The 22431-nt window shown below is 72.1% G+C and carries 24 protein-coding genes and 1 pseudogene; 17 read left to right on the top strand and 8 right to left on the bottom strand.

Going from position 1 to position 22431, the window contains the following annotated elements:
- Nucleotides 1-58: 58 nt before the first annotated feature.
- The 11 genes from HS99_RS04775 to HS99_RS04820 all read left to right on the top strand — a co-directional run bounded on the left by HS99_RS04775 (nt 59) and on the right by HS99_RS04820 (nt 6359).
- Entirely contained in the window at nt 59-340 is a 282-nt protein-coding gene (locus HS99_RS04775; RefSeq protein ID WP_030557163.1) for a hypothetical protein, read from the top strand.
- On the top strand, nt 294-821 hold the full coding sequence (locus tag HS99_RS04780) for a DUF6879 family protein (RefSeq protein WP_030557164.1): 528 nt from the start codon (nt 294-296) through the stop codon (nt 819-821). Before HS99_RS04775 ends, HS99_RS04780 begins: the two co-directional genes overlap by 47 nt.
- Before the next feature lie 35 nt (nt 822-856).
- On the top strand, nt 857-1705 hold the full coding sequence (locus tag HS99_RS04785) for a helix-turn-helix domain-containing protein (protein WP_030557165.1): 849 nt from the start codon (nt 857-859) through the stop codon (nt 1703-1705).
- Between the two features lie 250 nt (nt 1706-1955).
- Nucleotides 1956-2390, top strand: a complete 435-nt coding sequence (locus HS99_RS04790; RefSeq protein WP_050366199.1) for an ATP-binding protein — start codon at nt 1956-1958, stop codon at nt 2388-2390.
- Nucleotides 2391-2467: 77 nt separating this feature from the next.
- Entirely contained in the window at nt 2468-2617 is a 150-nt protein-coding gene (locus HS99_RS44615) for a hypothetical protein (protein ID WP_167745251.1), read from the top strand.
- Nucleotides 2614-3747, top strand: coding sequence for a methyltransferase domain-containing protein (locus HS99_RS04795; protein ID WP_046386063.1), 1134 nt, complete (start codon nt 2614-2616; stop codon nt 3745-3747). Before HS99_RS44615 ends, HS99_RS04795 begins: the two co-directional genes overlap by 4 nt.
- Before the next feature lie 34 nt (nt 3748-3781).
- Nucleotides 3782-4003: a DUF6087 family protein gene (locus tag HS99_RS04800; protein ID WP_043481403.1), complete on the top strand. Its 222-nt coding sequence runs from the start codon at nt 3782-3784 to the stop codon at nt 4001-4003.
- Between the two features lie 458 nt (nt 4004-4461).
- A complete protein-coding gene (locus HS99_RS04805) occupies nt 4462-4785 on the top strand; it encodes a hypothetical protein (RefSeq protein WP_030557168.1) in 324 nt (107 codons plus the stop codon).
- Nucleotides 4782-5054, top strand: a complete 273-nt coding sequence (locus tag HS99_RS04810) for a hypothetical protein (protein ID WP_030557170.1) — start codon at nt 4782-4784, stop codon at nt 5052-5054. Before HS99_RS04805 ends, HS99_RS04810 begins: the two co-directional genes overlap by 4 nt.
- Before the next feature lie 142 nt (nt 5055-5196).
- The gene (locus HS99_RS04815) at nt 5197-5913 is read left to right on the top strand and encodes a hypothetical protein (protein ID WP_030557171.1); all 717 of its coding nucleotides are present in this window, start codon (nt 5197-5199) and stop codon (nt 5911-5913) included.
- Nucleotides 5914-6113: 200 nt separating this feature from the next.
- Nucleotides 6114-6359 (top strand): hypothetical protein, encoded by a 246-nt coding sequence (locus HS99_RS04820; protein WP_030557173.1) that lies wholly within the window; start codon nt 6114-6116, stop codon nt 6357-6359.
- Between the two features lie 59 nt (nt 6360-6418).
- Here HS99_RS04820 and HS99_RS44620 read toward each other — a convergent pair whose 3' ends face one another.
- Entirely contained in the window at nt 6419-6583 is a 165-nt protein-coding gene (locus HS99_RS44620) for a hypothetical protein (RefSeq protein ID WP_157881816.1), read from the bottom strand.
- Between the two features lie 188 nt (nt 6584-6771).
- Between HS99_RS44620 and HS99_RS04825 the strand changes: the two genes are divergently transcribed.
- The 6 genes from HS99_RS04825 to HS99_RS04850 all read left to right on the top strand — a co-directional run bounded on the left by HS99_RS04825 (nt 6772) and on the right by HS99_RS04850 (nt 14409).
- Nucleotides 6772-7404, top strand: coding sequence for a MerR family transcriptional regulator (locus HS99_RS04825; RefSeq protein ID WP_232543307.1), 633 nt, complete (start codon nt 6772-6774; stop codon nt 7402-7404).
- Nucleotides 7404-9641, top strand: coding sequence for a hypothetical protein (locus tag HS99_RS04830; protein ID WP_046386065.1), 2238 nt, complete (start codon nt 7404-7406; stop codon nt 9639-9641). The genes HS99_RS04825 and HS99_RS04830 overlap by 1 nt, the downstream gene beginning before the upstream one ends.
- A complete protein-coding gene (locus HS99_RS04835) occupies nt 9638-10345 on the top strand; it encodes a hypothetical protein (protein ID WP_046386066.1) in 708 nt (235 codons plus the stop codon). Before HS99_RS04830 ends, HS99_RS04835 begins: the two co-directional genes overlap by 4 nt.
- Before the next feature lie 124 nt (nt 10346-10469).
- Nucleotides 10470-12803, top strand: a complete 2334-nt coding sequence (locus HS99_RS04840) for a DEAD/DEAH box helicase (RefSeq protein ID WP_063737779.1) — start codon at nt 10470-10472, stop codon at nt 12801-12803.
- Nucleotides 12804-12888: 85 nt separating this feature from the next.
- Complete coding sequence (locus tag HS99_RS04845; protein WP_030557180.1) at nt 12889-13881, top strand: hypothetical protein; 993 nt, start codon at nt 12889-12891, stop codon at nt 13879-13881.
- A gap of 120 nt (nt 13882-14001) precedes the next feature.
- Nucleotides 14002-14409 carry a hypothetical protein gene (locus tag HS99_RS04850; protein WP_030557181.1) on the top strand — a complete coding sequence of 136 codons (408 nt, stop codon included), beginning with the start codon at nt 14002-14004 and terminating at the stop codon, nt 14407-14409.
- A gap of 120 nt (nt 14410-14529) precedes the next feature.
- Here the strand turns inward: HS99_RS04850 and HS99_RS04855 are convergent.
- From HS99_RS04855 to HS99_RS04885, 7 genes and pseudogenes are all read right to left on the bottom strand, one after another.
- Nucleotides 14530-14745 (bottom strand): annotated as a pseudogene (locus tag HS99_RS04855) (ubiquitin-conjugating enzyme E2); the annotation flags it as partial.
- Nucleotides 14746-14983: 238 nt separating this feature from the next.
- Nucleotides 14984-15445, bottom strand: a complete 462-nt coding sequence (locus tag HS99_RS04860) for a hypothetical protein (protein ID WP_046386069.1) — start codon at nt 15443-15445, stop codon at nt 14984-14986.
- Between the two features lie 113 nt (nt 15446-15558).
- Nucleotides 15559-16355 (bottom strand): IS5 family transposase gene (locus tag HS99_RS42285; protein ID WP_167745253.1). Its coding sequence is split into 2 segments (ribosomal slippage): nt 15559-16019 and nt 16019-16355, totalling 798 coding nucleotides; the frame shifts between segments, so codons are not numbered across the junction.
- A gap of 189 nt (nt 16356-16544) precedes the next feature.
- The gene (locus tag HS99_RS44625; protein WP_157881831.1) at nt 16545-16697 is read right to left on the bottom strand and encodes a hypothetical protein; all 153 of its coding nucleotides are present in this window, start codon (nt 16695-16697) and stop codon (nt 16545-16547) included.
- A 466-nt stretch (nt 16698-17163) separates the two neighbouring features.
- Nucleotides 17164-17667 carry a hypothetical protein gene (locus tag HS99_RS04875; protein WP_030558346.1) on the bottom strand — a complete coding sequence of 168 codons (504 nt, stop codon included), beginning with the start codon at nt 17665-17667 and terminating at the stop codon, nt 17164-17166.
- Nucleotides 17668-18226: 559 nt separating this feature from the next.
- Nucleotides 18227-19747 carry a phospholipase A2 gene (locus HS99_RS04880; RefSeq protein ID WP_050366201.1) on the bottom strand — a complete coding sequence of 507 codons (1521 nt, stop codon included), beginning with the start codon at nt 19745-19747 and terminating at the stop codon, nt 18227-18229.
- Between the two features lie 135 nt (nt 19748-19882).
- Nucleotides 19883-21547: a hypothetical protein gene (locus HS99_RS04885; protein WP_050366202.1), complete on the bottom strand. Its 1665-nt coding sequence runs from the start codon at nt 21545-21547 to the stop codon at nt 19883-19885.
- Nucleotides 21548-22431: the final 884 nt, after the last annotated feature.

Consider the following 22431-nt stretch of genomic DNA (forward strand, 5'->3'; position numbering starts at 1 on the left):
GCCGAGCGGAACGGTGGAGGCGCAAGGATCCGCAACCGGCTTGGCACAAGGAGCGGTCATGGCACTACGGTTCAGGGGCATCGACCCGGACACGCCCAACGGCGGCTCTCCGACCGTGTGGTTGGAGGACGAGAAGGCGGAGATCGTCATCCAGGGCTGGCTGCCCGAGATGGAGATGTACCGCGTGATCAGCGAGACCGAGTGGGTGGAGGGCCACGCCATCGGCGTCCCGGACCACGAGGGCGTCGTGCGGATCCCGGTCCGGATGATCCCGTTTCTGCGGAAGGTGTGCGATGAAGCCGAGCGTGCCGGACTTTGGCGCCCTGTTGAGGAGCGCTGAGCGCTCCGCGTGCCATCTGGAGATGCGCGACTCCTACATGGACGACCCGGTCTTCGCCGACTGGCGCGCCGGCCTTCCGGTCGAGCGGCCCGAGGCGTACGACCTGCCCGAGGAGTACACCGCCTGGGCCGCCTTGGTGCGGGAGACGGTCGGCCGCGGGGTGGTGATGCGCCGGGCCCGGATCGTTTCGGAGCCGGTGACCGCCTACATCCGGTGGGAGCACGCGATCACCGAGCGGCACAACGTCGCGCTGGGCGAGCAGGTCCGTTGGCTGCCCCGGTCGAAGGCATCCGACCTCGCGCTGCCGGGCAATGACCTGTGGCTGGTGGACGAGCGCCTGGTCCTCTTCCACTGGTTCACCGGTGACGGCGAGTGGGCCGGCCACGAGACCACCGAGGACCCGGCCGTGGTGAAGATGGTGACCGGCGCCTTCGAGGCGGTCTGGGAACGGGCCGTCCCGCACGCCCACTACACCATCTGACCAATCCGTCCACCACCCGCCGGGCAGCCAGCACCATGTCGTCGTCCCCCTCGTCCAGCGTCATCGAGGCCCGCAAGGCGCTCGCCAACCGCCTGGTCGGCCTGCGCAAGGACGCAGGCCTGACCGGCGACGAGCTGTCTGCCCGCTGCGGGTGGCACCCGGCCAAGACCTCCCGGATCCAGAGCGGCAAGTCCGCCCCCTCCGAAGACGACCTACGCGCCTGGTGCACCGCCTGCGGCGCCGACGACCAGATCCCCGACCTCATCGCCGCCGCCCGCGCCGTCGACTCCATGTACACCGAGTGGCGCCGCATGGAACGCACCGGGCTGCGCGCCGCCCAGGAGTCGGTCGCCGCCCTCTACCGCCGCACCGGCCACTTCCGCGTCTACGCCAGCCGTGTCATGCCGGGCATGGTGCAGACCCCCGAGTACACCACCGCCGTCCTGCGCTCGATCCAGCGCGCCCGCGTCGAGATCGACGACGTCGCCGACGCCGTGGAAGCCCGACTGGAGCGCCAGCGGATGCTGTTCTCCGGCCGGCACCGCTTCGGCCTGCTCATCGAGGAGTGGGTGCTGCGCGCCGCGGTGTGCGACCCGGAGACGATGGCGGCCCAGCTCGGCCACCTACTCGCCGTCTCAGCCAGCCCGTTCGTCAGCGTCGGCGTCATCCCGACCCGGCCCGACCGCCCGCACCTGCCGGTCGAGGACTTCTACCTGTTCGACGAGGCCGAGGTGGCTGTCGAGCTGACCTCCGGCTACCTGCGGATCACCCAGCCACGCGAGATCGCCGACTACGTACGCACTTTCACCGACCTGGCGTCCATGGCCGTCCACGGAGCCAGCGCCCGTCAGCTGATCACATCGGCAATAGCCACGCTGGGGTGACCTCGCGCAAGAAGGCGCAACCTCGTTGAGAGCCCGGCCTCGCACTCCCTACCGTCGAACCGTCGCCCGCCGTGACGGACCGGACACCCGGCCCCGGCGGGCGAGCCGGAGCCGCTGCCCCCGCCCCCGTCGGGTGGGCGCAGCCGTCACCGCCGACGAGAGAGCGGAGAACCGCCGTGGCCGCGCACCGCATACCCCGCCCATCGGCCACGGCCGCGCCCCGGCAGCGTCGGCGGGTGCGAGGTTCACGGTGACCACGACCGTCGAGACCCCGACGCTTCCCCCGGTTGCCGACTCCGCCAGGGCGCTGCTGCCGTACGAGCCGCAGTCCGCATCGGCGGCCCGGCGCCTGGTGCGCACCACGCTGCGCGCGTGGGGGCTGGACGACCTGGTCGAGGCCGGCGAACTCATCGTCAGCGAGCTGGCGGGCAACGCGGCGAAGACCGGCTGCCGACGGAAGATGACGGTCACGGTCGAGCGCATCACCGAGCGGTGCGTGCGGATCAGCGTCCGCGACGGCTCCCGCTCCCTGCCCTGCTTGATCGATGCGGGCCTGGCCGCAGTGTCGGGCCGCGGGATGGCCCTGGTCCACCACCTCACCGGCGGGCACTGGGGCGTGATGCTGGAGCCGTTCGGCAAGACCGTCCACGCGGATCTGCGCACTCGCGCTCCCGGCCCGGCGTAGCCCGCGCGGGCCGGGCCGGCCCTCTACTCCTCCCGGGCCCCGGGAGGGCACCATCACAGCGACGGAAGGAGCTCAGCATGGACCACGACGGAGGCCACGGCGGCGGAGGCTCGGGCGGCGGCGGAGGCGAGGGGGACGGGCACCCGGGCACCCCGTGGACGCCGCCCTCGGACCCGCCGAACCCCGACGGCAGCACGCCGCCCGGTGACGGAGGCCACCGCAAGTGACCAGCACCGCGCAGAAGGAGGGCCGCCCCTGCCCGGGGCGGCCCGCCCGCACGTGGGACGCCGCCTTCACCGCGGTTCCCCGCTCCCTCTTCCTGCCCGACCTGATGTGGGCGCACGACCTGGCCACCAACACCAGCCGAGCCGTCAGCAGGACTTCCGACCCGGACGGCTGGGCGGCAGCCGCCGCGGCCGACATCCCGATCGTCACGCAGTGGGACGACGGCCGGCACCACGGCGAGCAGCCCGGCAGCGTGCCGACCAGCTCGGCCTCCCAGCCCTCGGTGGTCGCCGCGATGCTGGAGCACCTGGACGTCCAGGCCGGGCAGCGCGTCCTCGAGGTCGGCACCGGCACGGGGTGGAACAGCGCGCTCCTGTCCCACCGGCTCGGCGACGCCAACGTCGTCACCGTCGAGATCGACCCCGACGTCACCGCCCGGGCCCGCACCGCCCTGCACAAGGCCGGCTACCGGCCCACCGTGGTCTGCGGTGACGGCGCCGCCGGCTGGGCGCCCGGCGCCCCGTACGACCGGATCGTAGCCACCTGCGCGCTGCGCGAGGTCCCCCACGCCTGGATCCGCCAGGCCCGCCCCGGCGCCCTCATCCTCACCCCCTGGGGCACCCACTACAGCAACCTCGACGCCCTGCTGCGCCTGGAGGTAGACGACGACGGCACGACCGCGTCCGGTCGCTTGCTGGAGCCGGTGGAGTTCATGAAACTGCGCTCCCAACGCCTCACCTGGCCCACGCCGCCCGCGAACGGCGGCACCCTCACCGAGAGCAGCACAGCGACCACGCCGCCCGAGCACGGCCGGCACGCCGCCTTCACCTTCCTGATGGGGCTGCTCCTGGACGGCGTCACGCACGCGGTCCAGCCGCACGACGACGGCGCCCGCACCCTGTGGCTGTACTCGCTGACCGAACCGGCCTGGTCGGCGACGACGTTCCGCGAGGGCGAGCGCGAGCACCAGGTGCGCCAGTACGGAGCCAGGCGGCTGTGGGAGGAGTTCGAGACCGCCTACGCCTGGTGGACCGCAGCGGGCCAGCCGGGCCTTGCACGGTTCGGCCTCACCGTCACCCCGGACGGACAGCACCTGTGGCTGGACGACCCCACCCGGCCCCTGCCACGCTGACCCCACCGACCACCAAGCCAGAGGGGACCGGGCCGTGGACGACGAACCGCTGAGCGAGTGGGCCCAGCGCCGCAACCGGCGTCTGCGCCCAGTCGGAGCGCGACGTGACGTCACCACGGCCGCCGCGCACGTCGACCCCACCGCCCCGCGGCTGATTCAGGAGTGGGACGGGCACGCCTGGGTGCCAATCGCCCTCACCGACGAACCACTGACGACCGCGGTGGCGACCGGCCCCGGCCGCCACCGCCGGCCCTGACCACCACACCGGCACCATCCACCCGATCCACGACAGCCAGGCGGGCCTGAGCCGCCGCCGGCCGACCCCGTTGCCGACCGACCGGCTGCTCGTTGGACCCGCCGAGCGCCCCGACCAGGGCGCGCGGCTGCGCCTGCTCCACACCGCCCGGCCCGGACACCCCCACCGGATCGGGCGCAGCACGGTGAAGCCCTCGGGCGGCCGGGCCCGTACACACAGCCCGGCCGCCCTCATGTGCGCCCTGCGGGCCCCTTGCCGCGGGCAGCCGTCTCGGCTTTGGGGGTCACCGGGATCGACACGAGCGAGAAGCTGACGGTCATCTTGGCGATTGCGTTCGGCATCGCATCCTCCTCTCCCTCCATGCTGCGCCCGGGCTCTCCGGTCGGGTCGTGGGGCCTGACCTGGGCAGGAGTGTCACTCGAATGGAGAATCGAACATGTGAGCGATATCGTGGGGATGTGACCGCCGCCGTCCCGTTCTCCCGACCCCGCCACCCGGAACACCAGCCCGGGGACGCGGAGCGCGCCCCTCGCGAGTTGATGTCCGGCCCCGGCCGCTGCTGGACAGTGGAGCCGCGCTGGCGGTGGGTGGACATCCGGATCAGTGGCCGATGGAGGCCCGGCCGGATCGAGCTATGGCGCCTTCATCAGGGGTCGACCCGCTGGGTCGCACTGGTGCGCTGGGGCGCCGACCCGGACGACTGGGGCTGGTACCTCTACAGCCCGGCGACCGTCCGGCAGGTTTCGGAGCCGGCTCCCGGCTGCGGCCCGGCGAGCTGGTGAACGCCGACAGCACCGGGGCGGCAGGCGATCTTGCCGACGTTCTGGATGCCTTCGCCGACCAGGCCGCAGCTCCTGGCGATCCACGGGAAATCTGGGTAACGATCGGCACCCCGCACAGCATCGAGCAGCGCACCGTCGTGCTGTCGGCCGGCGTCGCCGACTGGATCGGCGACCTGCTGCGCGACGAGTCCGAAGCGCTGGAGCAGGGCCGGACGGGGCGACAGCCGGACGACGGGCCGGGCGGGTTCGACGGCGTTGACGGCTGGTAGGAACTGACCGCACCTTCGGCCGGGCCTCGGGACTGGTCGGTGTCTGGGACAGGATCGGGGCAGTATTCGGGATGTGCCCTTCCTGTCGTGGCGGCCGTGGTATCCCAGGGCCATCGGAATCGAGCAGGTAGGAAGGCCCCGCATGTCGGCGATCGAGTACGCACTTCCTCCGGGCGCCACTACTGGGCATCTGTGGCAGCTCAGAGTCGCCGGCGAGATCAGGGTGCAGACGGTGGACTGGGTGGCCCCGCTGCCGGAGGGCCTGGTCGCCGACTACTCGACGCCGGATGGAGACGTCTACGTCTCGCAGGTTCTCGTCCCGCTGGGGTGCGACCGGTGTCCGTCGACGACCAACCACATCGCACAGGGGCGCTGGGGCGACGAGCTCACCCTGATCTGCATCCGCTGCGGGGCGGCCTGGAATCCCCGGTGGTCTGGCGGCGACGTCGAGGCCAGCCGCACGCTGTTGAAGCAGATCATCGTAGAGTCAGGCTTTACCCCCGGAACCGGCGTGGGCGACACGGTGGAAGAGATCCGCGACGAACTCCAGGCCGACCTGTGGACCCCAAGCCGAGCCGATCAGCAGCTGGCCAACGACCTGGTGCTCGGCGTCCACGGCGATCCCGGCCCCGAGGCGATCGCCCAGTGCATGAAGTCCACCCTGGACTGGCAACTGCGAAGCCTGCGGTTCTCCGAAGCACTTGCCCGCACCGTCGGTATGCTGCGCGCCCCTGGTGGCGAGGCCGACCCGGAGGCGCAGAACCTCCTGGACTTCGTCATGGACCTGGCCCGCACGATCGCGGCCATGGCCCCGGACCGTCTTCGGCACGAGCCGGAAGCCGGGCCCGGAACGCACTGATGCTTTCGCCCGGCCCGGCCTCCTACGACGGCGGCCGGGCCGCGGTGTGTCCGCGTCCATTACCGGCACCAAAATGTCCTGCCGGATCGTGGTGGTACGCCCCAGGCCATAGACGTTTCTGCGCGCGGGTCCTGTCTGGTGGACTCTGTGCGCTCGCCTTGAAGGGGTGAAGGAACACACCTCTTCCGAAGGGGGGCGTCATGACGCCCGTTCAGTCCGTTCTGCAGTTCCTCGCCGACGTCGTCGCCAGCGTGGCCTGGCCGCAGGCCGACCAGCTCGCCCACGCGGTCCGCAACGTCGGCTTCGTCCTCTCCACCGTCTCGGCCGCCGTGAACGCCCTGGCCGCCATTCGCAAGCGGCGTACCTCCAAGGACCCGGTCGCCCTGCCCGTCCTGGGCTGCTGCGGGGCGTGCCCGGCCCACCGCCCGCAGGCTGGCGCCGAGTAGGGCCGGGAAGCGGTCCGGCCCGGCCACCGTGATGGTGACCGGGCCGGACCGTGCGGGGCTCAGGCGTTGCGCATGGCGAACGCGACGCCCGCGGTCAGCGCGGCGAGCTGGGCCGCGTTGAGGCCGAGCACGCGCGCTTGGCTCTTCGCCACGTTGCCGAGCACGTAGGTGCCGACCAGGGCCGCGCCGAGGATCACCACGGCCTTCTGCTGGCGAGGACTCATCTTCTTCACCCCCTTCCGGTGTTGGTAACCGACCACGGTCTCACCCGGCACCGACAGGGAGGGCAGACAGACCGCCCGGGCATGCTTGTACGACTTACTAAAAAGGCGTGGACAGTGTCGTAGGGGAGGCGTAGAGTCGTCCTAGCGTTTCAAGTGAGCTGAATAGGCGTGGAGGTCTGGGTGTGTTCGTGACGACCGGTCAGGCCGGGACGGCACTGGGGTGCTCGATCCCGACGGTGAAGAAGCTGATGGCCACTGGCGTGGTCCCCGGCGTGCGCGAGACGGGCCGGCAGGTGTTCCCGCTGGCCGCTCTCCAAGCGCTCCAGGGGCGGCCCGTCGCCGACCTGACCGTGCTCGGCGCGCCCGAGGTTGCGGTGCTGCGCTCGGACGCTCCGGCGAAGGTGGACGAGTCGGACCGCGAGTGGATCGGCTTCGGCACCGCGCTGGACCGGGGGCAGCTGCTGGCCGCGCTGTCCGGCTGGTGGCGGTGCGATCCGGCCCGGGTCGCGGCCGGCGGAGTGCTGCCGGTGACGGTGGCCGGGTTCGTGGTCGCGGTGCTGACCGGCCTGGCCGAGTGGGAGTCCGACGGCACGGTGGGCACCGCGGGCCGGTTCCGCTTCCCGAAGGCGCGCCTGGCCGGCTACCTGACCGACCTCACCGCCCCCGCCAACGCCGCCACCCCCACCGACCCGCAGGACGCCCGCCTGGCGGGATTGCTGCTCGGCACCCGCCTGCCGTCTGTCTCCGGTGGCCCGATCGCCTACGTCCCCACCACGACCGCCGTCGACCAGCCCGACACTGAGGGGGGAGTGACCCGCTGATGGACCGCAAGGCGTACACCGCCGAGCTCGCCGGTCTGCGCGAGCTGCGCACCGGGATCACGGCCGCTGAGAAGGCCGTCGCGGCCGCGCAGAAGGAGCTGGACAAGCTCAGCACCCTGCGTGCGCGCCGGGTGGCCGGGCTGGCGGGGTACGAGGGTGCGAAGGCCGACGCCGTCGCGAAGGCCTCGGGCCTGTCGGTCGGCGACGTCGTGCGGATCGCCCCGCTGCTGGACCCGACCCCGGCCGCCGTCCGCGCCCCCAAGGCCGATGACCAGGCCGCCGCCGCTGCGCCCGCCCCGGCACCCGTGGCCGCGCCGGTCGCCGAGCCCGCCGTCGCGGTCGCCCCGGCGCTGACCCGCCCGGCCCCCGTCGTCGAGCAGCCGGCCCCGGCTGCCCCGATGACCGAGGCGCCGACCGAGGTCGAGGACCAGGCCGCCGTCGTCGAGCAGCCTGTCCCGGCCGCGCCCGCTGCTGCGCCGGTCGTCTCCGCGGTTCCGGTCGCTCCGGTCGCTGCCGCGCCGCGCCCGGTGCTCGAGGCTGGTCCGCGTGAGCTGCCCACTCTCCCGGAAGGCCCGGCCGGTGCCCGGTTCGAGGCCGTCACCACGGGCCTGGTCTCCAAGCGCCCGAACTTCACGCAGCAGGCCCGCGCCACGGTGTTCCTGGACGCCGCCGCCGGTGTTCTGGCCGTGCGCGACCAGACGGTGCGGCTCGACCTAGGCGCCCGCACCCCGGGCGAGATCCTGGACGCCGTCCTGGCGACCGCACCCGGGACGGAGCGGATCTACATCACTGCCGGCGCCCCGTGGCACGACGGCGCCGAGCGGTACTCCACGCTCAAGGACGCGGTCGCCGCGTGGCTGAACACCCCGTCAGAGCGGTGGACCACCGCCGTGGGCTCGGGCCGGGACAAGCTGGCCGGGCACTTCGTCCACCAGCGCCAGCCGGTCGGCCGCTACGCCCCTGCCACCGCGCCCGACAGCGGCACCACGGAGATCCGGTCGATGGGGGAGTGGTTCGACCCGGACGGCGCCGATGTCGTCACCTGCCGTCAGGCGTTCACGTTGCTGTGGCAGGCGCTGCGCCGCCACTGGGACGACGCGGTCCTCATGGGCTCCCCGTCGCAGACCGGCCGGGACCTGTGGTCGCGCACCGTCCCGACCACCGGCAAGTGGGCCGGCGGTTATCCGGTGCTGTCCGAGGAACTGCGCGGCCTGCTGCACGCGACCGGCGGCCAGGGCCGCACCGAGCTGATCCTGCCGCCCCGCGTGCCGGAGCAGCTCCCGGCCCTGGTGGAGTACGACCGCACCTTCGCCTACGCGAAGCACTTGTGGAAGTCGCCGGTGGGCACCCCGCGCCGGATCACCGCCGCCGCGTTCGCCTCGATGACGGAGGCCGAGCAGACGAAGGCGTTGATGTCCTGCTCGCACTGGAACGTGCGGGTGACCGTCCCGGCCGGGTGGAACCACGTCGGGCTGCTGCCCGCCCCCGTCACCGGTGACCGTGCCTGGATCTACCCCTCGGAGCCGGGCGCCACGTTCACTACCTGGGCGGGCGGCGCGGAGGTCCACCTCGCCCTGTCGAACCACCTCGCGCCGTGGAAGGTCGAGATCCTCGGCGGTCTGCTGTTCGAGGACGGCAAGCCGCTTGACGAGTGGGGCAAGCGGTTGAAGGCGGCGTGGGCGGACCTGACCAACCTCTCCCGGATCCACGGCGACGAGCGCCAGCGGCAGGCGGCCTATCTCGCGTCCCGCGCGGTCCGGTCGGTGCTGCTGTTCGGCCTGGGCGGTTTCGCGCAGCGCCCGCGCCTGGTCTCCGGCACCACCCCGCTCGGGGAGGCGCTCCCGGCCGGGGTGGAGATCCTGGGCCAGGACGGCGAGGTCGTGACGTGGCAGCGGCAGGCCGGGTTCTCCCGCGACCCGTACGCGCACCCGGAGTGGGCGGCGTACGTGTGGTCCGGTGCCCGTGCCGCCCTGCTGGACATGAAGTACCGCCAGGGCAAGGAGGTCATCGGCTACGCCGGTGCCCTGCACGCGAAGCCGGGCACGGTCGTGTACTTCGGCACGGACGGCATCGCCCTGACCGAACGCCAGCCCTGGCCGTACCGCGGCGAGCCGGGTGACTACCTCCTCAAGGGCCACTTGACCGGCCCGGTGGAGCACCCGACCAGCCAGGAGCAGTACCTGAAGCTGCGCGGCCTGGGTCGCGCCGAACTCGCGCAGACGGGAGCTGACCAGTGAGCCCGGCCGACCCGAACAACCCCAACGAAGCCGCCCGCCTGACCCGAGAGCTGCTCGACCAGGGCTACACCAAGCGCCAGGTCGCCAAGATCCTCGGCCGCGACGCCAGCCTGGTGTCCCAGTTCTTCACCAAGGGCAAGGGCAAGGCGTTCGTCGGCGCGCTGCGCCAGGTCGTGCGCGCGGTGCGCGGCGGCGAGCGCGACACCGAGGCGCTGTCCGGGATCGCCGAGGCGAACACCAAGCGCCGCACCACCAAGACAGGCCAGAAGGCCCGGGTGCGCGGCAAGGACGTCGTCGGCAAGCCCGGCGAGTCGATGGCCGGCCGCGCAGGCAAGCAGGCCATCAAGTCCGGCGCGAGCCACCTCGCCCCGGTCGTCCACGAGACCGGCCGGGCCGGCGGCCGCCTCGCCTTCACGGTCCGGATGAAGGCCGACCAGTACACGATGTCGGCCGGCTCCACCGAGGACTCCCCGGGCCTGCGCCGCGGCTTCATCCCCCGCGCGGACGGCACCGAGGAGCGCACCTACGGCTCCGCCTCCACCGGCGGGTTCGACGCCGCCGAGTGGTCCCAGCGCGTCGCCGACCACCACGGCGACGTCACCGAGGCGATGCGGGCCTGGCTGGTGGAGACCGGCCGCGCGGTCGAGGACGCCGACATCGCCTACCTGGAAGTCCGCGGCTGGGTGCCGCACCAGCAGCAGTAGAGCGCCCGGCCGGCCTCTCCCCATCCATGACCTGGCCCCGGGGAGAGGCCGACCGCCCCCGACCCTCCCACAGCCTCGCCCACACCGGCCCCGCCGTCTCAGCATCCGAAGGAGAAGCACCGCCGTGGAGACCACCACAGCCACCGCCGAGCAGGACGTGCCAGCCGGACTGCGAGCCCAGGCCCCGGTGCCGCCGCTTTCGGCACAGCCGTCCGGCACCACCGCGGTGAACCCGCTGCCGCTGCACGGGTTCCAGAAGGACGCCGTCGCGGCCGCGGTGCGCGAGGTGAAGGACGGCGGCCGCGCCACCGTCGTCGCGGCGACCGGCTCCGGCAAGACGCTGATCGCAGCCGGCTGCGCCCGGCGCCTGGCCGCGAAGGGCCGGGTGCTGGTGCTGGTGCCGACGATCGAGCTGCTGGAGCAGACTGCCGAGTCCTGGTCGCTGAAGGGCGGACGCCGGGGCCTTGCGGTGGCGGCGTGCTCGCGGGAGGAGGCGCTGGAGAGCGCGGAGGCCGGCGGCCGCGTCCACGCCCGGGTGACCACGCAGGCCGCCCGGATCGCCGATCTGGTCCAAGCGGAGAAGCCCGGCGAGCCAGTCACCGTGTACGCCACCTACGCCTCGCTGGAGCGCATCGTCCAGGCCCATCGGCTGCACGGCCTGCCCGGCTGGGACCTGGTGGTGGTCGACGAGGCCCACCGCACCGCCGGCTCGGACGGCAAGCCGTGGGCGGCCGTCCACGCGGACGACCAAGTCCCGGCGAAGCGCCGGCTGTACTTCACCGCCACCCCGCGGATCGTCGACGAGACCCGCGTCCCGCACGAGGTCGTCGACGTCGCCGAAGGCACCGTGATCTGCTCCATGAGTGACGAGCGGATCTACGGCAAGACCGTTTTCGAGTGGACGCTCGGACAGGGCATCGAGCACGGCTACCTCGCCGACTACCGCGTCCTGGTCCCGGTCGTCACCGACGAGGACCTGCGCGAGCTCCTCAACCTCCCGGCCGTCGCCGATCTCCGCTCCCAGCGCTCGAACGAGGAACTGCTGCGCCTGGCCCTGCAGATCGCGGTGCTGCGCGCGGTCGCGGACCTCGGCCTGCGCCGGGTCATCACCTTCCACTCCCGGATCGCGGGCGCCCGCGCGTTCGCCGGGGACCTGCTGGAGGCCTCGGAGCTGCTGAAAGACGAGGACCGGCCGGAGCGGATCTGGGCGAAGGCGGTGGCCGGCACCGACCGGCTGCGCGAGCGCCGCGCCGCGTTCGCCGAGTTCAAGGCCCACACCGGCGACGACGGCGAGGAATGCGGCATCCTCGCCAACTCCCGCCTGCTCTCGGAGGGCATCGACATCGCCGCCGTGGACGCGATCTGCTTCGCGGACCCGAAGTCGAGCGTCATCGACATCGTCCAGGCCGTCGGCCGCGCGCTGCGCCAGTCCTACCGCCAGGGCAAGGTCTCCTGGATCATCATCCCCGTCTACCTCCCCTTGCCTGAGGTCGGCGACGCCACCGCCACCGCCGACCCGGCCGAGATCCACGACGCCGGCGAGGCCGTCAAGGCCGAAGCCGACACTGAGATCGAGGCCTCCTCCTTCCGCACGATCTGGCGCGTCCTGCGGGCCCTTGCCGCACACGACGCCCGCGTAGTCGGCCGCATCACCGAGCTGCGCACCCACCGCTCCCAGCACACCACCACGACGGAGGCCTCCGAGCAGGCGGAGGCCGGCCCCGGCGAGGGGCAGGAGCGCCCGGCCGCGTCGGAGTCGCCGATCGAGTGGCTGCGGATCAACGCTCGGCACCACGCGAACGCGATCCTCCAGGCGGTGAAGCTGCGGGCGTTCAACCCGCGCGCGGTCGAGTGGCAGCGCATGCACGCGGTCGCCGCCGTGTTCCACCTCCAGCACGGCCACCTCGATCCGACCGACAAGACCCGCCACGGGGAGCTGATCTCCTGGCTCACCCGCCAGCGCCACCTCTACGGCCAGCACCTGCTCGACCCCGCCCGGATCTCGGAGCTGGACGCGCTCGGCATGATCTGGTCGAAGAACGCCAACGCCTGGGAACGCGGCCACGCCTACGCCGCCGCCTTCCACCACCAGCACGGCCACCTCGCGATCCCCGCCACCGCGAAGCTCGACGACCACGCGGTGGGCGCGTGGATGCGCCGCCAGCGCAAGGCCGACAACCTCACCAAGGACCAGGTCGCCAAGCTCGACGCGCTGGACGAGCTGTGGCGCCTGGAGCCGGACTGGAACCGCTCCTACCGCCGCCTGCTCGCCTACCTCGCCGCCGGCGGAACCCTCGACGGCCCCGCCAACCGCACCGGCGGCGAGGCCGACCCGACCTTCCGCCCCGGCACCTGGCTGCGCAAACAGGACAAGGCCCGCACCGACGGCAAGCTGACCGACCACCAGACCGCGCTCCTGGACGCACTCACCCGGCACGCCGAGACCGTCACCGGCTGACCCGCCCCGCACGACCCCGCCGTCCCGGCACACCAGGCCGGGACGGCCGTCGCGCCTCGTTCCCGACTTCCGGAGGCACCGCGCGATGACCGACACCACCCGCCCCGACCCGGCCCGCGCCGCCGCGCCCGAACGGCTGGAGCTGGCCCTGTACAGCAGCCGACCCGCGCCCGCCGACCGGGACCTGGGCCGCCCGATCCTCGACTCCCCGCTGGTGCGCGGCTCGATGTGGCTGCGCTGGACCCGGCATGACGGCATCCGCACCCTGCACCACGGCGCGGACCTGGCCCGCGGCTGGGTGGAGAAGGACGTCGACGGCCTGGACGGCTGGGTGGCCCTGGTCGACGGCCGGATCGTCCGCAGCGCCCGCCCGGGCCTGGCCGTGCCGGAGCCCGTCGTCCACGCCGAGTCGTGGGAGGCCGGCGCGACGCTGCACGCCGCCCTCGCCCAGCACCCCAACCACCCCGAGCACGCCCCGGACGAGGACGACGACCAGGAGCACGGCTTGCTCGGCGGCATCCGCAGCCGGGTCCGCCGCAAGGCGGCCGGGATGACCCTGGAGACAATCCAGCAGGCCCTCCACCGGGCCCGGGACGACGAGCGTGCCGCCGATCGGCACGCCGACGCCGGAGACGAGGCCGCCTACGCCACCGCGGCCGCCGTCTGCGCCGAGTGGCAGCGCGTACGCGACCACACCGCCGAGACCCGCGCCGAACGCTACGACCCCGACCACGACACCGCTCTCCAGCACGCGCTGCGCCGCGAGCACCACCGCCAGGACGTCGCCGAATGCGCCCGCGAGGCCACCCACCAGGCCCGGCAGACCACCGACGCCGCCCACCGCCGCCTCGCCGGCACCGCCGCCCAACCCCTCTACACCGCCCTCGACCGCGCCGGCCTCCACGCGCTCACCGACGACGACCACCAGGCCGTCCGCGACCTCACCCGCACCCTCGACCCCGCCACACTGCGCCAGGTCATGAGCTGGCTGGAGCGCACCCGCACCGCAGCCTTCGCGCTGCGCGGCACCGGGCAGGCCTCGCCCGTCCGGCCCGTCGTACGGCGCCGCCAGTTCTGACCGACCGTGCGGGCCCTCAGAGCCCGCTGCCCCTTCCGTTGCGCGCCCCAGCTGGTGGGGGCGCGCTGCTTCGTCGTCAGCGCCGCTGTCCACAGCCAACCTCGGCCAGGGTGGGCCGCCATGATGACGACGAAGAAGACCACAGCGCCCTGCCAGGCCCACGACGCCGACAGCTGGGGCAACTGCCCGGTGGCAGGGCTGCGCACCGTCCAGACACGGCTTCTGGCGTTGCTGGAGCTGTACGCCGACGGCCCGCTGAGCATGGACTACCGGTTCAGCCCGGACCAGACCACCCAGCGGGCGATCTGCCTGCTCGCGGCACTCCTGGACGTGCGTCGCAGGGCCGTGGGCGGTCACGCCTGCGGTTCCCGCTGGCCCGCCGGCCGCAGGCTGCGCCAGGCGGTGAACCACCGGACAGAGGAGGAGTTCTGTCCCGCGCGCCTGGCCGAGCGGGCAGCGAAGCAGGCCCGCGCAGAAGCCGCGGACGCCCGGCGCCGAGCCGCACGCGCGAGCCACGGAGAGAAGTAGCTCATCCCCGCCGTCGGGTGTGACCTGTTGGTTGTGGTGGGGGGCTCGTGGGCCGCTGCCGAACCCCTGTCCAGCGCGCGGCCCCCTTCTGCGTGGGGCTACAGCCCTCCCGTGGTCTGGTCAGACGGCGTATGGCTTCGAGGTCTCCTGGGCCTTGAGCTCGTAGTCCTCCTTGCTCGTTACATACACCTCGGCCGCTTCGGGCCGCAGCGGGTCGTTCACATCCGGCTCGTCCAAGAACGGCAGCAGTGCGAGCAGGAACTTCTCGATAGTGAGCGCCGGGTTCCAGTCCTTCCCCAGCAGGCTCATGTCGATCATTCCAGAGCTGGAGATGTTCGGGTGGTACGGCGGGAGGGGCCGGGGTGTGACCTGTTGGCGGTTGGAGCGGGCCCTGCCCGGCGCCCTGGCGGCCTTCGCCGTACGCGGCTGGGCCGCCGGGGACGGCGAGGTGGGGCCCCGTGTCCGGCGGGGTGGTGTGTCGTTGAACCCGGGTGGGTGCTTCGATCAGCGCCGGGCTGGCGCCTGGCCAGCCGGGACGGCCGGCCGGATTCGGCGGGCCGTCCCGGGATCGGGGTCAGTACCAGTTGGTGCAGGCGATGTTGTAGCCCCACTGGGGGTTCGCGTACGGGCTCCCCGCCCACTCGGCGGCTGAGCAGGCGCGGTACCACACGCCTCCGTCGTCGTACTTCGTCGGCAGGGTGTACCAGCCGCCAGGGCCCACGTACCGCCGGTCGAGGAAGCTGTTCCAGGTCCGGCCGCCGTCGAAGGACTGGTCGTAGTAGAACGCGACGTTGCTGCTCCCGGCGTAGAGCCAGCCGGTGACGTAGTGGTGGTTGTCGCTGCCGACGTACTGGTTGATCTCGACGGTGTTGGTGTTTCCGTCGGGGTTGTAGGTGGCGGTGTTCCACACTCCGCTGGTGACGGCGGAGCCCACTGCGGGCTTCGCCGGGGTGGTGGTCTCAGCCGACGCGGTACCGGCCAGGGGCGCGAGGAGCAGGCCGACAGCTGCGGCAAGTACGGGAAGTCTCTTGATCACGGTGCGGCTCCCTGATCTCGTCCGCGCCCGGTTGGCGCGGACAGGCCGTCCACCGTCGCAGTCCTGCGGGGCCTCACGAAGGCAATCATGTCCGGACGGACTTAGAAGTCATCTCATTTGGGGATTCTCCGCAGGCAGATGACTGCTGCGGCGATGCTGGCGAACGCGGCGAAGTGCTCGCCCTTGCGTTCGTAGCGGCGGTGGAGGCGGCGGAAACCGTTGAGCCAGGCGACGGTGCGCTCGATCACCCATCGGTGTCGGCCCAGGCGCTGGGAGGAGTCGACGCCCCGGCGGGCGATGCGGGCCGGGATCTGGCGTCGTCGCAGGTAGGCGCGGATGAATCGGTGGTCGTAGGCCTTGTCGCCGTGGAGTTTGCCTGGCCTGCGTCGCCTGGGGCCGCGGCGCGAGCGGATGGGCGGGATGGCATCGGTCAGCGGGATCAGGGCCTGGCTGTCGTGGACGTTGGCGCCGGATATCGCGAGCGACAGGGGTAAACCGGTGCGTTCGGTGAGCAGGTGGATCTTCGACCCGTACTTGCCCCGATCGACAGGATTCGGACCTGTCAGGTCCCCCTTTTCAGGGCTCGCATGTTCACGGAGTCAACCGCGCAGCGCGACCAGTCCAGCTCGCCCCGTGCGCCGAGTTCGTCCAGGACGACCCGGTGGAGCTTGGCCCACACCCGTGCCTTGCTCCACTCGGCGAACCGCCGATGGGCAGTCGGCCCGGACGGGCCGAAGCAGGGCGGCAGTTGGGCCCACGTGCACCCGGAGGTTGCCACGAAGACGATCGCCGCCAACACCTCGCGATCCCCGTAACGGCGCCGGCCACCGCCCTGTGGCCGGGTCGGCGCCGCCGGCACCACCAACTGGAACAGCTCCCACAACTCGTCCGGCACCAGACGCTCCACAATCAGCACGCCCAGAGTCTAGCCATCCAAATGAGATGACTTCTTATTCCCTCCCGTTCTTTGGCCAGCCACGGTCCCTTGACGCGGTCAACGCTTTCCGGTGCGGATCGTTTCGATCACCGGCTTTCGCGCGGGAACATCGACGAGGTCTCACTGCTCTTCGCCCCCCGCCGGACCCATCGCCGCCTGGGCTTAGTGCATCTGGAACCCGTTGGCCGCAGCAATGATGATCACGATCAGGGCGATGAAGATCAGGCAGCCACATCCGCTGTTGCCGAGCTGAAGTCCGGTGAGGAATGCTCTGGTGTGGTTGCCGTTACCGAACGGTCCTTTCAAGTCAGACACGATTGTCTCCTCTGGCTGGCTTGGATTTGAGTGGTCAGTGAGTACACGACACCGGTCAAGGCGCCCGTCGCCCATGAGTCTTTAAAACCAGGCGAAGGTTTTCGTGCCCCGTTCTCGGCTCAATGAGCCGTCCAATGACCGGTTGTAGAGGGGAGTTGCGGAACGGGCGCTTGTTGCCGGGACGCTGTCGGTGGTGTGAGTGCGTCCGGGGTCGAGGCGTCGGCGACCGCGGGGTGGGGCCTGTCGCCGTGCTGGTGTAGCCGCGGGTGTGGTGGGCACCGGGCGGTATGCGTTGCAGAAGCAGGCTTGCTGTTCGGCCCCCGCGGGCGGCCAGCCGCCCTTTGCGGCTGTGGCGCCCGCGGCGTCCTGGTTCAACTGCCCGGGGTGTCGGTGGCGGCTGGGTGCTGGGTGGCGTCGGCCGTGTGCTGCCCGCCGGGGCGGGCGGCACCGGGGCCAGGGGCCTGGGTCATGTGCGTCGGGTGCAGGTGACGGTGAGGCCGTTGCCCTTTCCGCCGTCGTCGTAGGTGGGGAAGTGGAGGGTCAGCTGTGAGTTTTTGTAGGTGGCCTGGGCCGTGCGCCCGATGTCGCTGGACCAGCCGCCGTTCAGCTTGTACTGGCCGGTGAATCCGTCCTCGATGCTCTGCGTCATGTCCGGTACGACGAAGGGATCGTCGTCGTCGTACGACCGAACCCGCAGGTGGGTGCCGTCGAGTTCCCACTGGCCGGCGAGTTGCCATTGGGTGGTGGACCACCGGCCGTCCGTGGTGATGGTGAGCACTCCCTGGTGTCCGGCACTCGACTGGTAATCCCACTCGCCCACGGCGAAGGCCTTGAGGGCCTGCTTCTTCGGGCTGCCTGCCTCGGTCTTGTTGCCGGTGCACGCGGCGACCAGGCTCGCCATGGTGCCCAGGGCGAGGTATCGCAGTGCGGTGCGGCGTCCTGCCAGCCGCGCGATGTCATGTCCCTTCACGGTTTCGCTCCTTGGGCTTTGATGCAGCGTAGGTTTGTTCTGATGGCTGTGGAACAGGGCGTTCGCGCTGGGTTCGAGCGCTACGGGCGCGCGGGAGCGGCGCGGCGGCGCAGCAGCTCGCGGGCGCCGGGGCCGCCCGCCCCCGCGTCCGCCCCCGGGTGTCCCGCGTGTGCTGGATGGTCCTCGCCCGCGTTCGCCCCTTTTCGCTCGGGCCGCGGATGACGCCGCGGTCTCAGCCCCACCAGTGGAGGGGCGCGCCGACGGGATGGCGGCGATGACGCTCATGCGGCCGTAGCCGTAGCCGCCGCAACCGCGGCCCATCGGCAGCGCCCGCCCCTGGAGCGCGGCGCGGTGGTGGCCGAGGGCCAGGCGGTAGAACGGCCACAGGATCGGGACGGCCACAGCGGCGATCTCGAACAGGCCCGGACCACTGCGCACGGGGGCGTCTCCTCAAAGGTGGCGGGGTGGCGAGCTGGTTGCGGGCCGCGGACGGCCCGCCTGCGCCTCGGTGCGCCCCGCCCGGCCGGCTGCGTGGCCGGCGGGGCGGGGCTTGGGAGCGTCACATCCAGCCGAGGGGGTTGTGCCAGGTGAAGGACGGTACGGGGGGAACGAAGCGCTGGATCTGGCTCGTGGAGCCGAAGTGTTCGACGGCGAGGAAGTAGGCGCTGGCGCTGTCCCGACAGGACAGGCGATCGATGCTCGTGTCGCACGAGTTGTCCATGTCGTCCTTGAAGACGACGTCGACGCGGTGCTTTGCCTCCTGGCCTTCACGGTTGGCGGCGAGGTCGTCCAGGTTGAGCAGGTCCTTGAAGTTGTGGTAGCCGAAGTCGTGGCGGGCGCACGCTGTGGCGAAGTCGAAGACGGGGCTCTTGTCGATGGCGGGGAAGTTGCAGTAGTTCGTGTCCCAGTTGAACTGGTAGCGGTCGGGCTTGCCCGCGAGGTGGGCCGCGCGTTCCTGGTTCCAGGCCTCGGTGGCGGCCGGGCCGGGCTGGGTCAGTTCCCTGAGGTGGGCTTTGCGTTCTTCCGGGCTGGCGGGCTGGGCGGGCGCCGCTCCGTGGTTGGTCCAGACGGCTTCCTTGCCGGTGTACTCGTAGAGGGCGGAGCCGTCGGGGGTGAGGCCGTAGAGGTGGTCGCCGGAGGTGGCGAACACGGCTCCGGGCTGGCCGATGGGGTTCCACCGGTTGGGGTGTCCGTTGTACTTGACGATGCCGCCCGTTCCGTCGGTCGCGTAGAGGGTGTTGGCGGCGTAGAGGTGCTCCGTGCGCTCGGCGCGCACGGCCTTCCACTTGTCGCCGGGGCCGGTGTACTCGGCCACGCCGGAGTGGTCGGCCGCGAGGCGGTAGAGGTTGTTGTCGGTGACCGCGAACTCGGCGCCGGGGCCGCCCAGGCGGGTCCACGCGGTGGCGTGGCCGTCGTAGCGGTAGATGTCGCCGGTGCCGTGCTGGGTGGCGTACAGGGGGCTGTCGGAGGGGGTGCCCGGGACGACCTTCGGGTTCAGCTTCATGGCGGGCGTTTCGCCCGTGTAGGTGTAGAGCCGGTCGGCCGGTCCGCCGACCTTGGTCCAGGTGTCGCCCCTGCCGGTGTACTCGTAGACGGCGGAGTGGTCGGGGCTGATGCCGTACAGGTGCTTGGCGGTGGCGGCGAAGTCGGCGCCGGGGCCGCCGATGCGGGTCCACGAATCGGTGGCGGAGTCGTAGCGGCGGATGTCCCCGTTGCCGGGGTCGGTGGCGTAGACGGTGTCCTCGCTCGCGTAGATGCGGGCGGCCCCGTCACCGATCTTGATCCAGCGGTCCTGGCTGCCGGCCCACCGATAGACCGCAGAGGGGTCCTTCGCCAGGCCGTAGGCGCTGTCCTTGGTCGCGACGAGGTCGCCGAACACGGCCACCGGGTTGGGGGGAGTGGTGAAGGCACGCTTGCCGGTGGCGGCGTTGGCGGAGATGCCGAGGGCGAGGACGCCCGCGATCACCAGGCACAGCAGCCGGACGATCCGGGCCGGCGTCCACGGCGTGGGCGACGGTTCGGGGGAGTGTTCGGCGGCCGGGTGGCCGCGCCGGGGGCGGGCGGGGAGTCGGAGTTTCATGGTGTGCCTCCTGGGATGGGCGGGCGGGTGTTCGGTCGTGCGGGACGTGGCGGACGCGAGCGCTGGCGGCCAGCCGGGTTTGGTGGCGGCGGACGCGGGCTGGTGGCGGGTCACGGGCCTTCAGGGCCGGACTGGTCAGGCGGCGATGGGGCCGCTGATCTTGGTCCAGTCGTCGCCTCGGCCGGTGTACTGGTAGATGGCGGTGTGGTCGGGGCTGACGCCGTACAGGTGTGTGTCGGTGGCTAGGAAGTTCGCGCCGGGGCCGCCGATGCGGGTCCAGGTGCGGTGTTCGCGGTCGTACTGCCGGATGTCGCCGGGGGTGGCGGGGGTGACCGGGTCGGTGGCGTAGAGGGTGCTGTGGCTGGTGTAGATCCGGTCGGTGCCCGTGCTGCGGACGCGGTCCCACACGCCGGGGGTGCCGGTGTACTCGTAGAGGCCGGTGTGGTCGGGGCTGACGCCGAACACGTGGTCGGCGGTGGCGGCGAACTGGGCGCCGGGGCCGCCGATGCGGGTCCAGCGGCCGCTGGCGGCGTCGTACTGGTGGATGTCGCCGCCGACGGCGGTGGCGGCGGTGTCCACGGCGTAGAGGGTGCCGGCGCTGGTGAGGATCCGGTCCGTGCCCGCGAGACGGACCCGGTTCCACACCCCGGGGGTGCCGGTGTACTCGTAAATGCCGGAGTGGTCGGGGCTGACGCCGTAGAGGCGGTCGGCGGTGGCGGCGAACTGGGCGCCGGGGCCGCCGATGCGGATCCACGGCCCGTCGACGCCGGCCTGGTGGGGTTCGCCGCCGGTGTTCTTGCGGGCGGGGTCGTACTGCCAGATGTCGCCGGTCGTGCGGTCGGTGGCGTAGAGGGTGCTGCGGCTGGTGTAGATGGCCCTGGTGGCGCCGCGGACCTTCACCCACGTGTCGCCCTTGCCGGTGTACTCCTCGACAGCCGTGTGGTCCGGGGCGATCCGGTACAGGCGGCTGCCGGTCGCGGCGACGCTGGTACCGGAGTCTGCGGGCGCGGGTGCCGGCGCAGGCACGGGTGCCGGCGTCGACGGTGCCGGACTCTGCGCGGGTGCCGACGTTGACGGTGCGGACGGTGTGGCGGCGGGTGCCGGCGAGGAGGCGGCCTCGTGGGCCGGTGCGGGCGCGGGTGTGGGTGCCGGAGGCTGTGGCGCGGGTGCCGGCGCGGGCGGGGTTTCGGAGATCTTGCGGTACCGCAGCGGCTGGTAGCCGGACGCGTCGTGACCGGCGATCTTCTGGTCGTTCCGGTTGGCGGAGGCAGCCATGGTCGGCACTCCCCGTCGGCTCTGCGCGATGTAGCGGAAGACGCCCTTGGCCTTGTCGGTCCAGCCGGCGAACAGGATGGCGTGTCCGCCGCTGGTCGTGTTCAGTGCGTCTCCGGGCTGCAGTTGCTCCCAGGTGGTCTTCTCGGCGACGTCCGACAGGTCGTCGGTGCTCCGGCTCCTGTCGAGCTGCCATGCCATGGAGATGAAACCGGAGCAGTCCTGCCGGTAGGGGCCGCCGGTGGGATCGTCTTGCCAGAAGTCGTACTTCTGGCCGTGGACTCCCTCGTGGGTGTACGGCACCTGCTTGGCCACCCAGTCCTCGGCGCGGGCCATGATCTGGTCGCGGGTGACCTGCCCGCCCGGGGTGGCACCGTGGCCGATGGCACCGGTGGAGCGGGGCAGAACGTCGGTGGTCTCGTGCGTGGTGCTGTCGGCGTGTGCGGGCAGGACGGCGGCCCCGACGATGAGGGCGAGGCCGGTGAGCGCGGCCAGACGTTTCGGGTGAGGGCGCGGTGTGCGGCGCATGGCGGTTCCTTCGGGTGGTGGGCGGGGCCGCTGCCGGGATTGGCGGAAGCGGTGGATCACCACGGTGGAACCTGATGTGATTGTGCGTCAGCGGCGAACGGGATGTGTTGGCTGTCTCCGCAGGTCAGCGGGGCCAAAGTCAAGCGAACTTCGGCGAACTTCGGCGAACGTTGCGAACTTGGGCGAACGTTCGTGCACGGGACGGTCATGAGCGAGGGGGAACCATGGGCAGAGCGGGGCGGGGGCAGGGGCCGCTGAGGGGGCGCACCGAGCAGGCCAACACGCTCGCGCGGTACGTGCGGGATTTGACCGCCGACCGCACGGGGGACGAGCTGCACGCGCAGTACGGAGGAGTGAAGAGCGTGTGGAGCGAGTACCGTTCCGGCGCCAAGATCATTCCGTGGGAACGGCTCGAGGAACTGATCAAGGACCGCTTCCCTCACGCCCCCGAGCGGGAGACCGAGCTCCAGACCGCCCGCCGGCGGCGCAACGCTGCGCTGCGGGCCCAGACCGAGTTGTCGTCCGCGGCGGTAGCGCCGCCGTCGGCCCCGGCCTCGTCTCCCGGCCGTGAACGAGCCGCGCCCGGCGGCGAACGACCTGCGAACAATTCACTGACCAGCGAGGATGTGCCCGGACCGCCCAGCGAACAATCCGCCCACGAGGAGCCGGCCCTCGAAGGCGACGGGTCCGGGGACAGGGCACGGACAGTCCCCGGAAAGGAGGTCACCGGTGGTTCGCAGTCCGGCGCCGGACCTGCGGACGGGGCCACCCTCGATCCTGCCGCCGGGACCGGAACCAACCCGCTTCTCCCCGCCGGGACCGGAACCGACCTCCTTCCCCGCACCGGGACCGAGACCCCCCGTCCCCCCGCCGGGACCGGCGCC

The organism is Kitasatospora aureofaciens (genome assembly GCF_001188955.3).
GTDB classification, from domain to species: domain Bacteria; phylum Actinomycetota; class Actinomycetes; order Streptomycetales; family Streptomycetaceae; genus Kitasatospora; species Kitasatospora aureofaciens.

Excerpts from the sequence above, each read along its gene's own strand:
- HS99_RS04775 (WP_030557163.1), top strand. The coding sequence starts at position 59 with ATGGCACTACGGTTCAGGGGCATCGACCCGGACACGCCCAACGGCGGC.
- HS99_RS04780 (WP_030557164.1), top strand. The coding sequence starts at position 294 with ATGAAGCCGAGCGTGCCGGACTTTGGCGCCCTGTTGAGGAGCGCTGAG.
- HS99_RS04785 (WP_030557165.1), top strand. The coding sequence starts at position 857 with ATGTCGTCGTCCCCCTCGTCCAGCGTCATCGAGGCCCGCAAGGCGCTC.
- HS99_RS44615 (WP_167745251.1), top strand. The coding sequence starts at position 2,468 with ATGGACCACGACGGAGGCCACGGCGGCGGAGGCTCGGGCGGCGGCGGA.
- HS99_RS04815 (WP_030557171.1), top strand. The coding sequence starts at position 5,197 with ATGTCGGCGATCGAGTACGCACTTCCTCCGGGCGCCACTACTGGGCAT.
- HS99_RS04820 (WP_030557173.1), top strand. The coding sequence starts at position 6,114 with ATGACGCCCGTTCAGTCCGTTCTGCAGTTCCTCGCCGACGTCGTCGCC.
- HS99_RS44620 (WP_157881816.1), bottom strand. The coding sequence starts at position 6,583 with ATGAGTCCTCGCCAGCAGAAGGCCGTGGTGATCCTCGGCGCGGCCCTG.
- HS99_RS04830 (WP_046386065.1), top strand. The coding sequence starts at position 7,404 with ATGGACCGCAAGGCGTACACCGCCGAGCTCGCCGGTCTGCGCGAGCTG.
- HS99_RS04845 (WP_030557180.1), top strand. The coding sequence starts at position 12,889 with ATGACCGACACCACCCGCCCCGACCCGGCCCGCGCCGCCGCGCCCGAA.
- HS99_RS04850 (WP_030557181.1), top strand. The coding sequence starts at position 14,002 with ATGATGACGACGAAGAAGACCACAGCGCCCTGCCAGGCCCACGACGCC.
- HS99_RS04880 (WP_050366201.1), bottom strand. The coding sequence starts at position 19,747 with ATGAAACTCCGACTCCCCGCCCGCCCCCGGCGCGGCCACCCGGCCGCC.
- HS99_RS04885 (WP_050366202.1), bottom strand. The coding sequence starts at position 21,547 with ATGCGCCGCACACCGCGCCCTCACCCGAAACGTCTGGCCGCGCTCACC.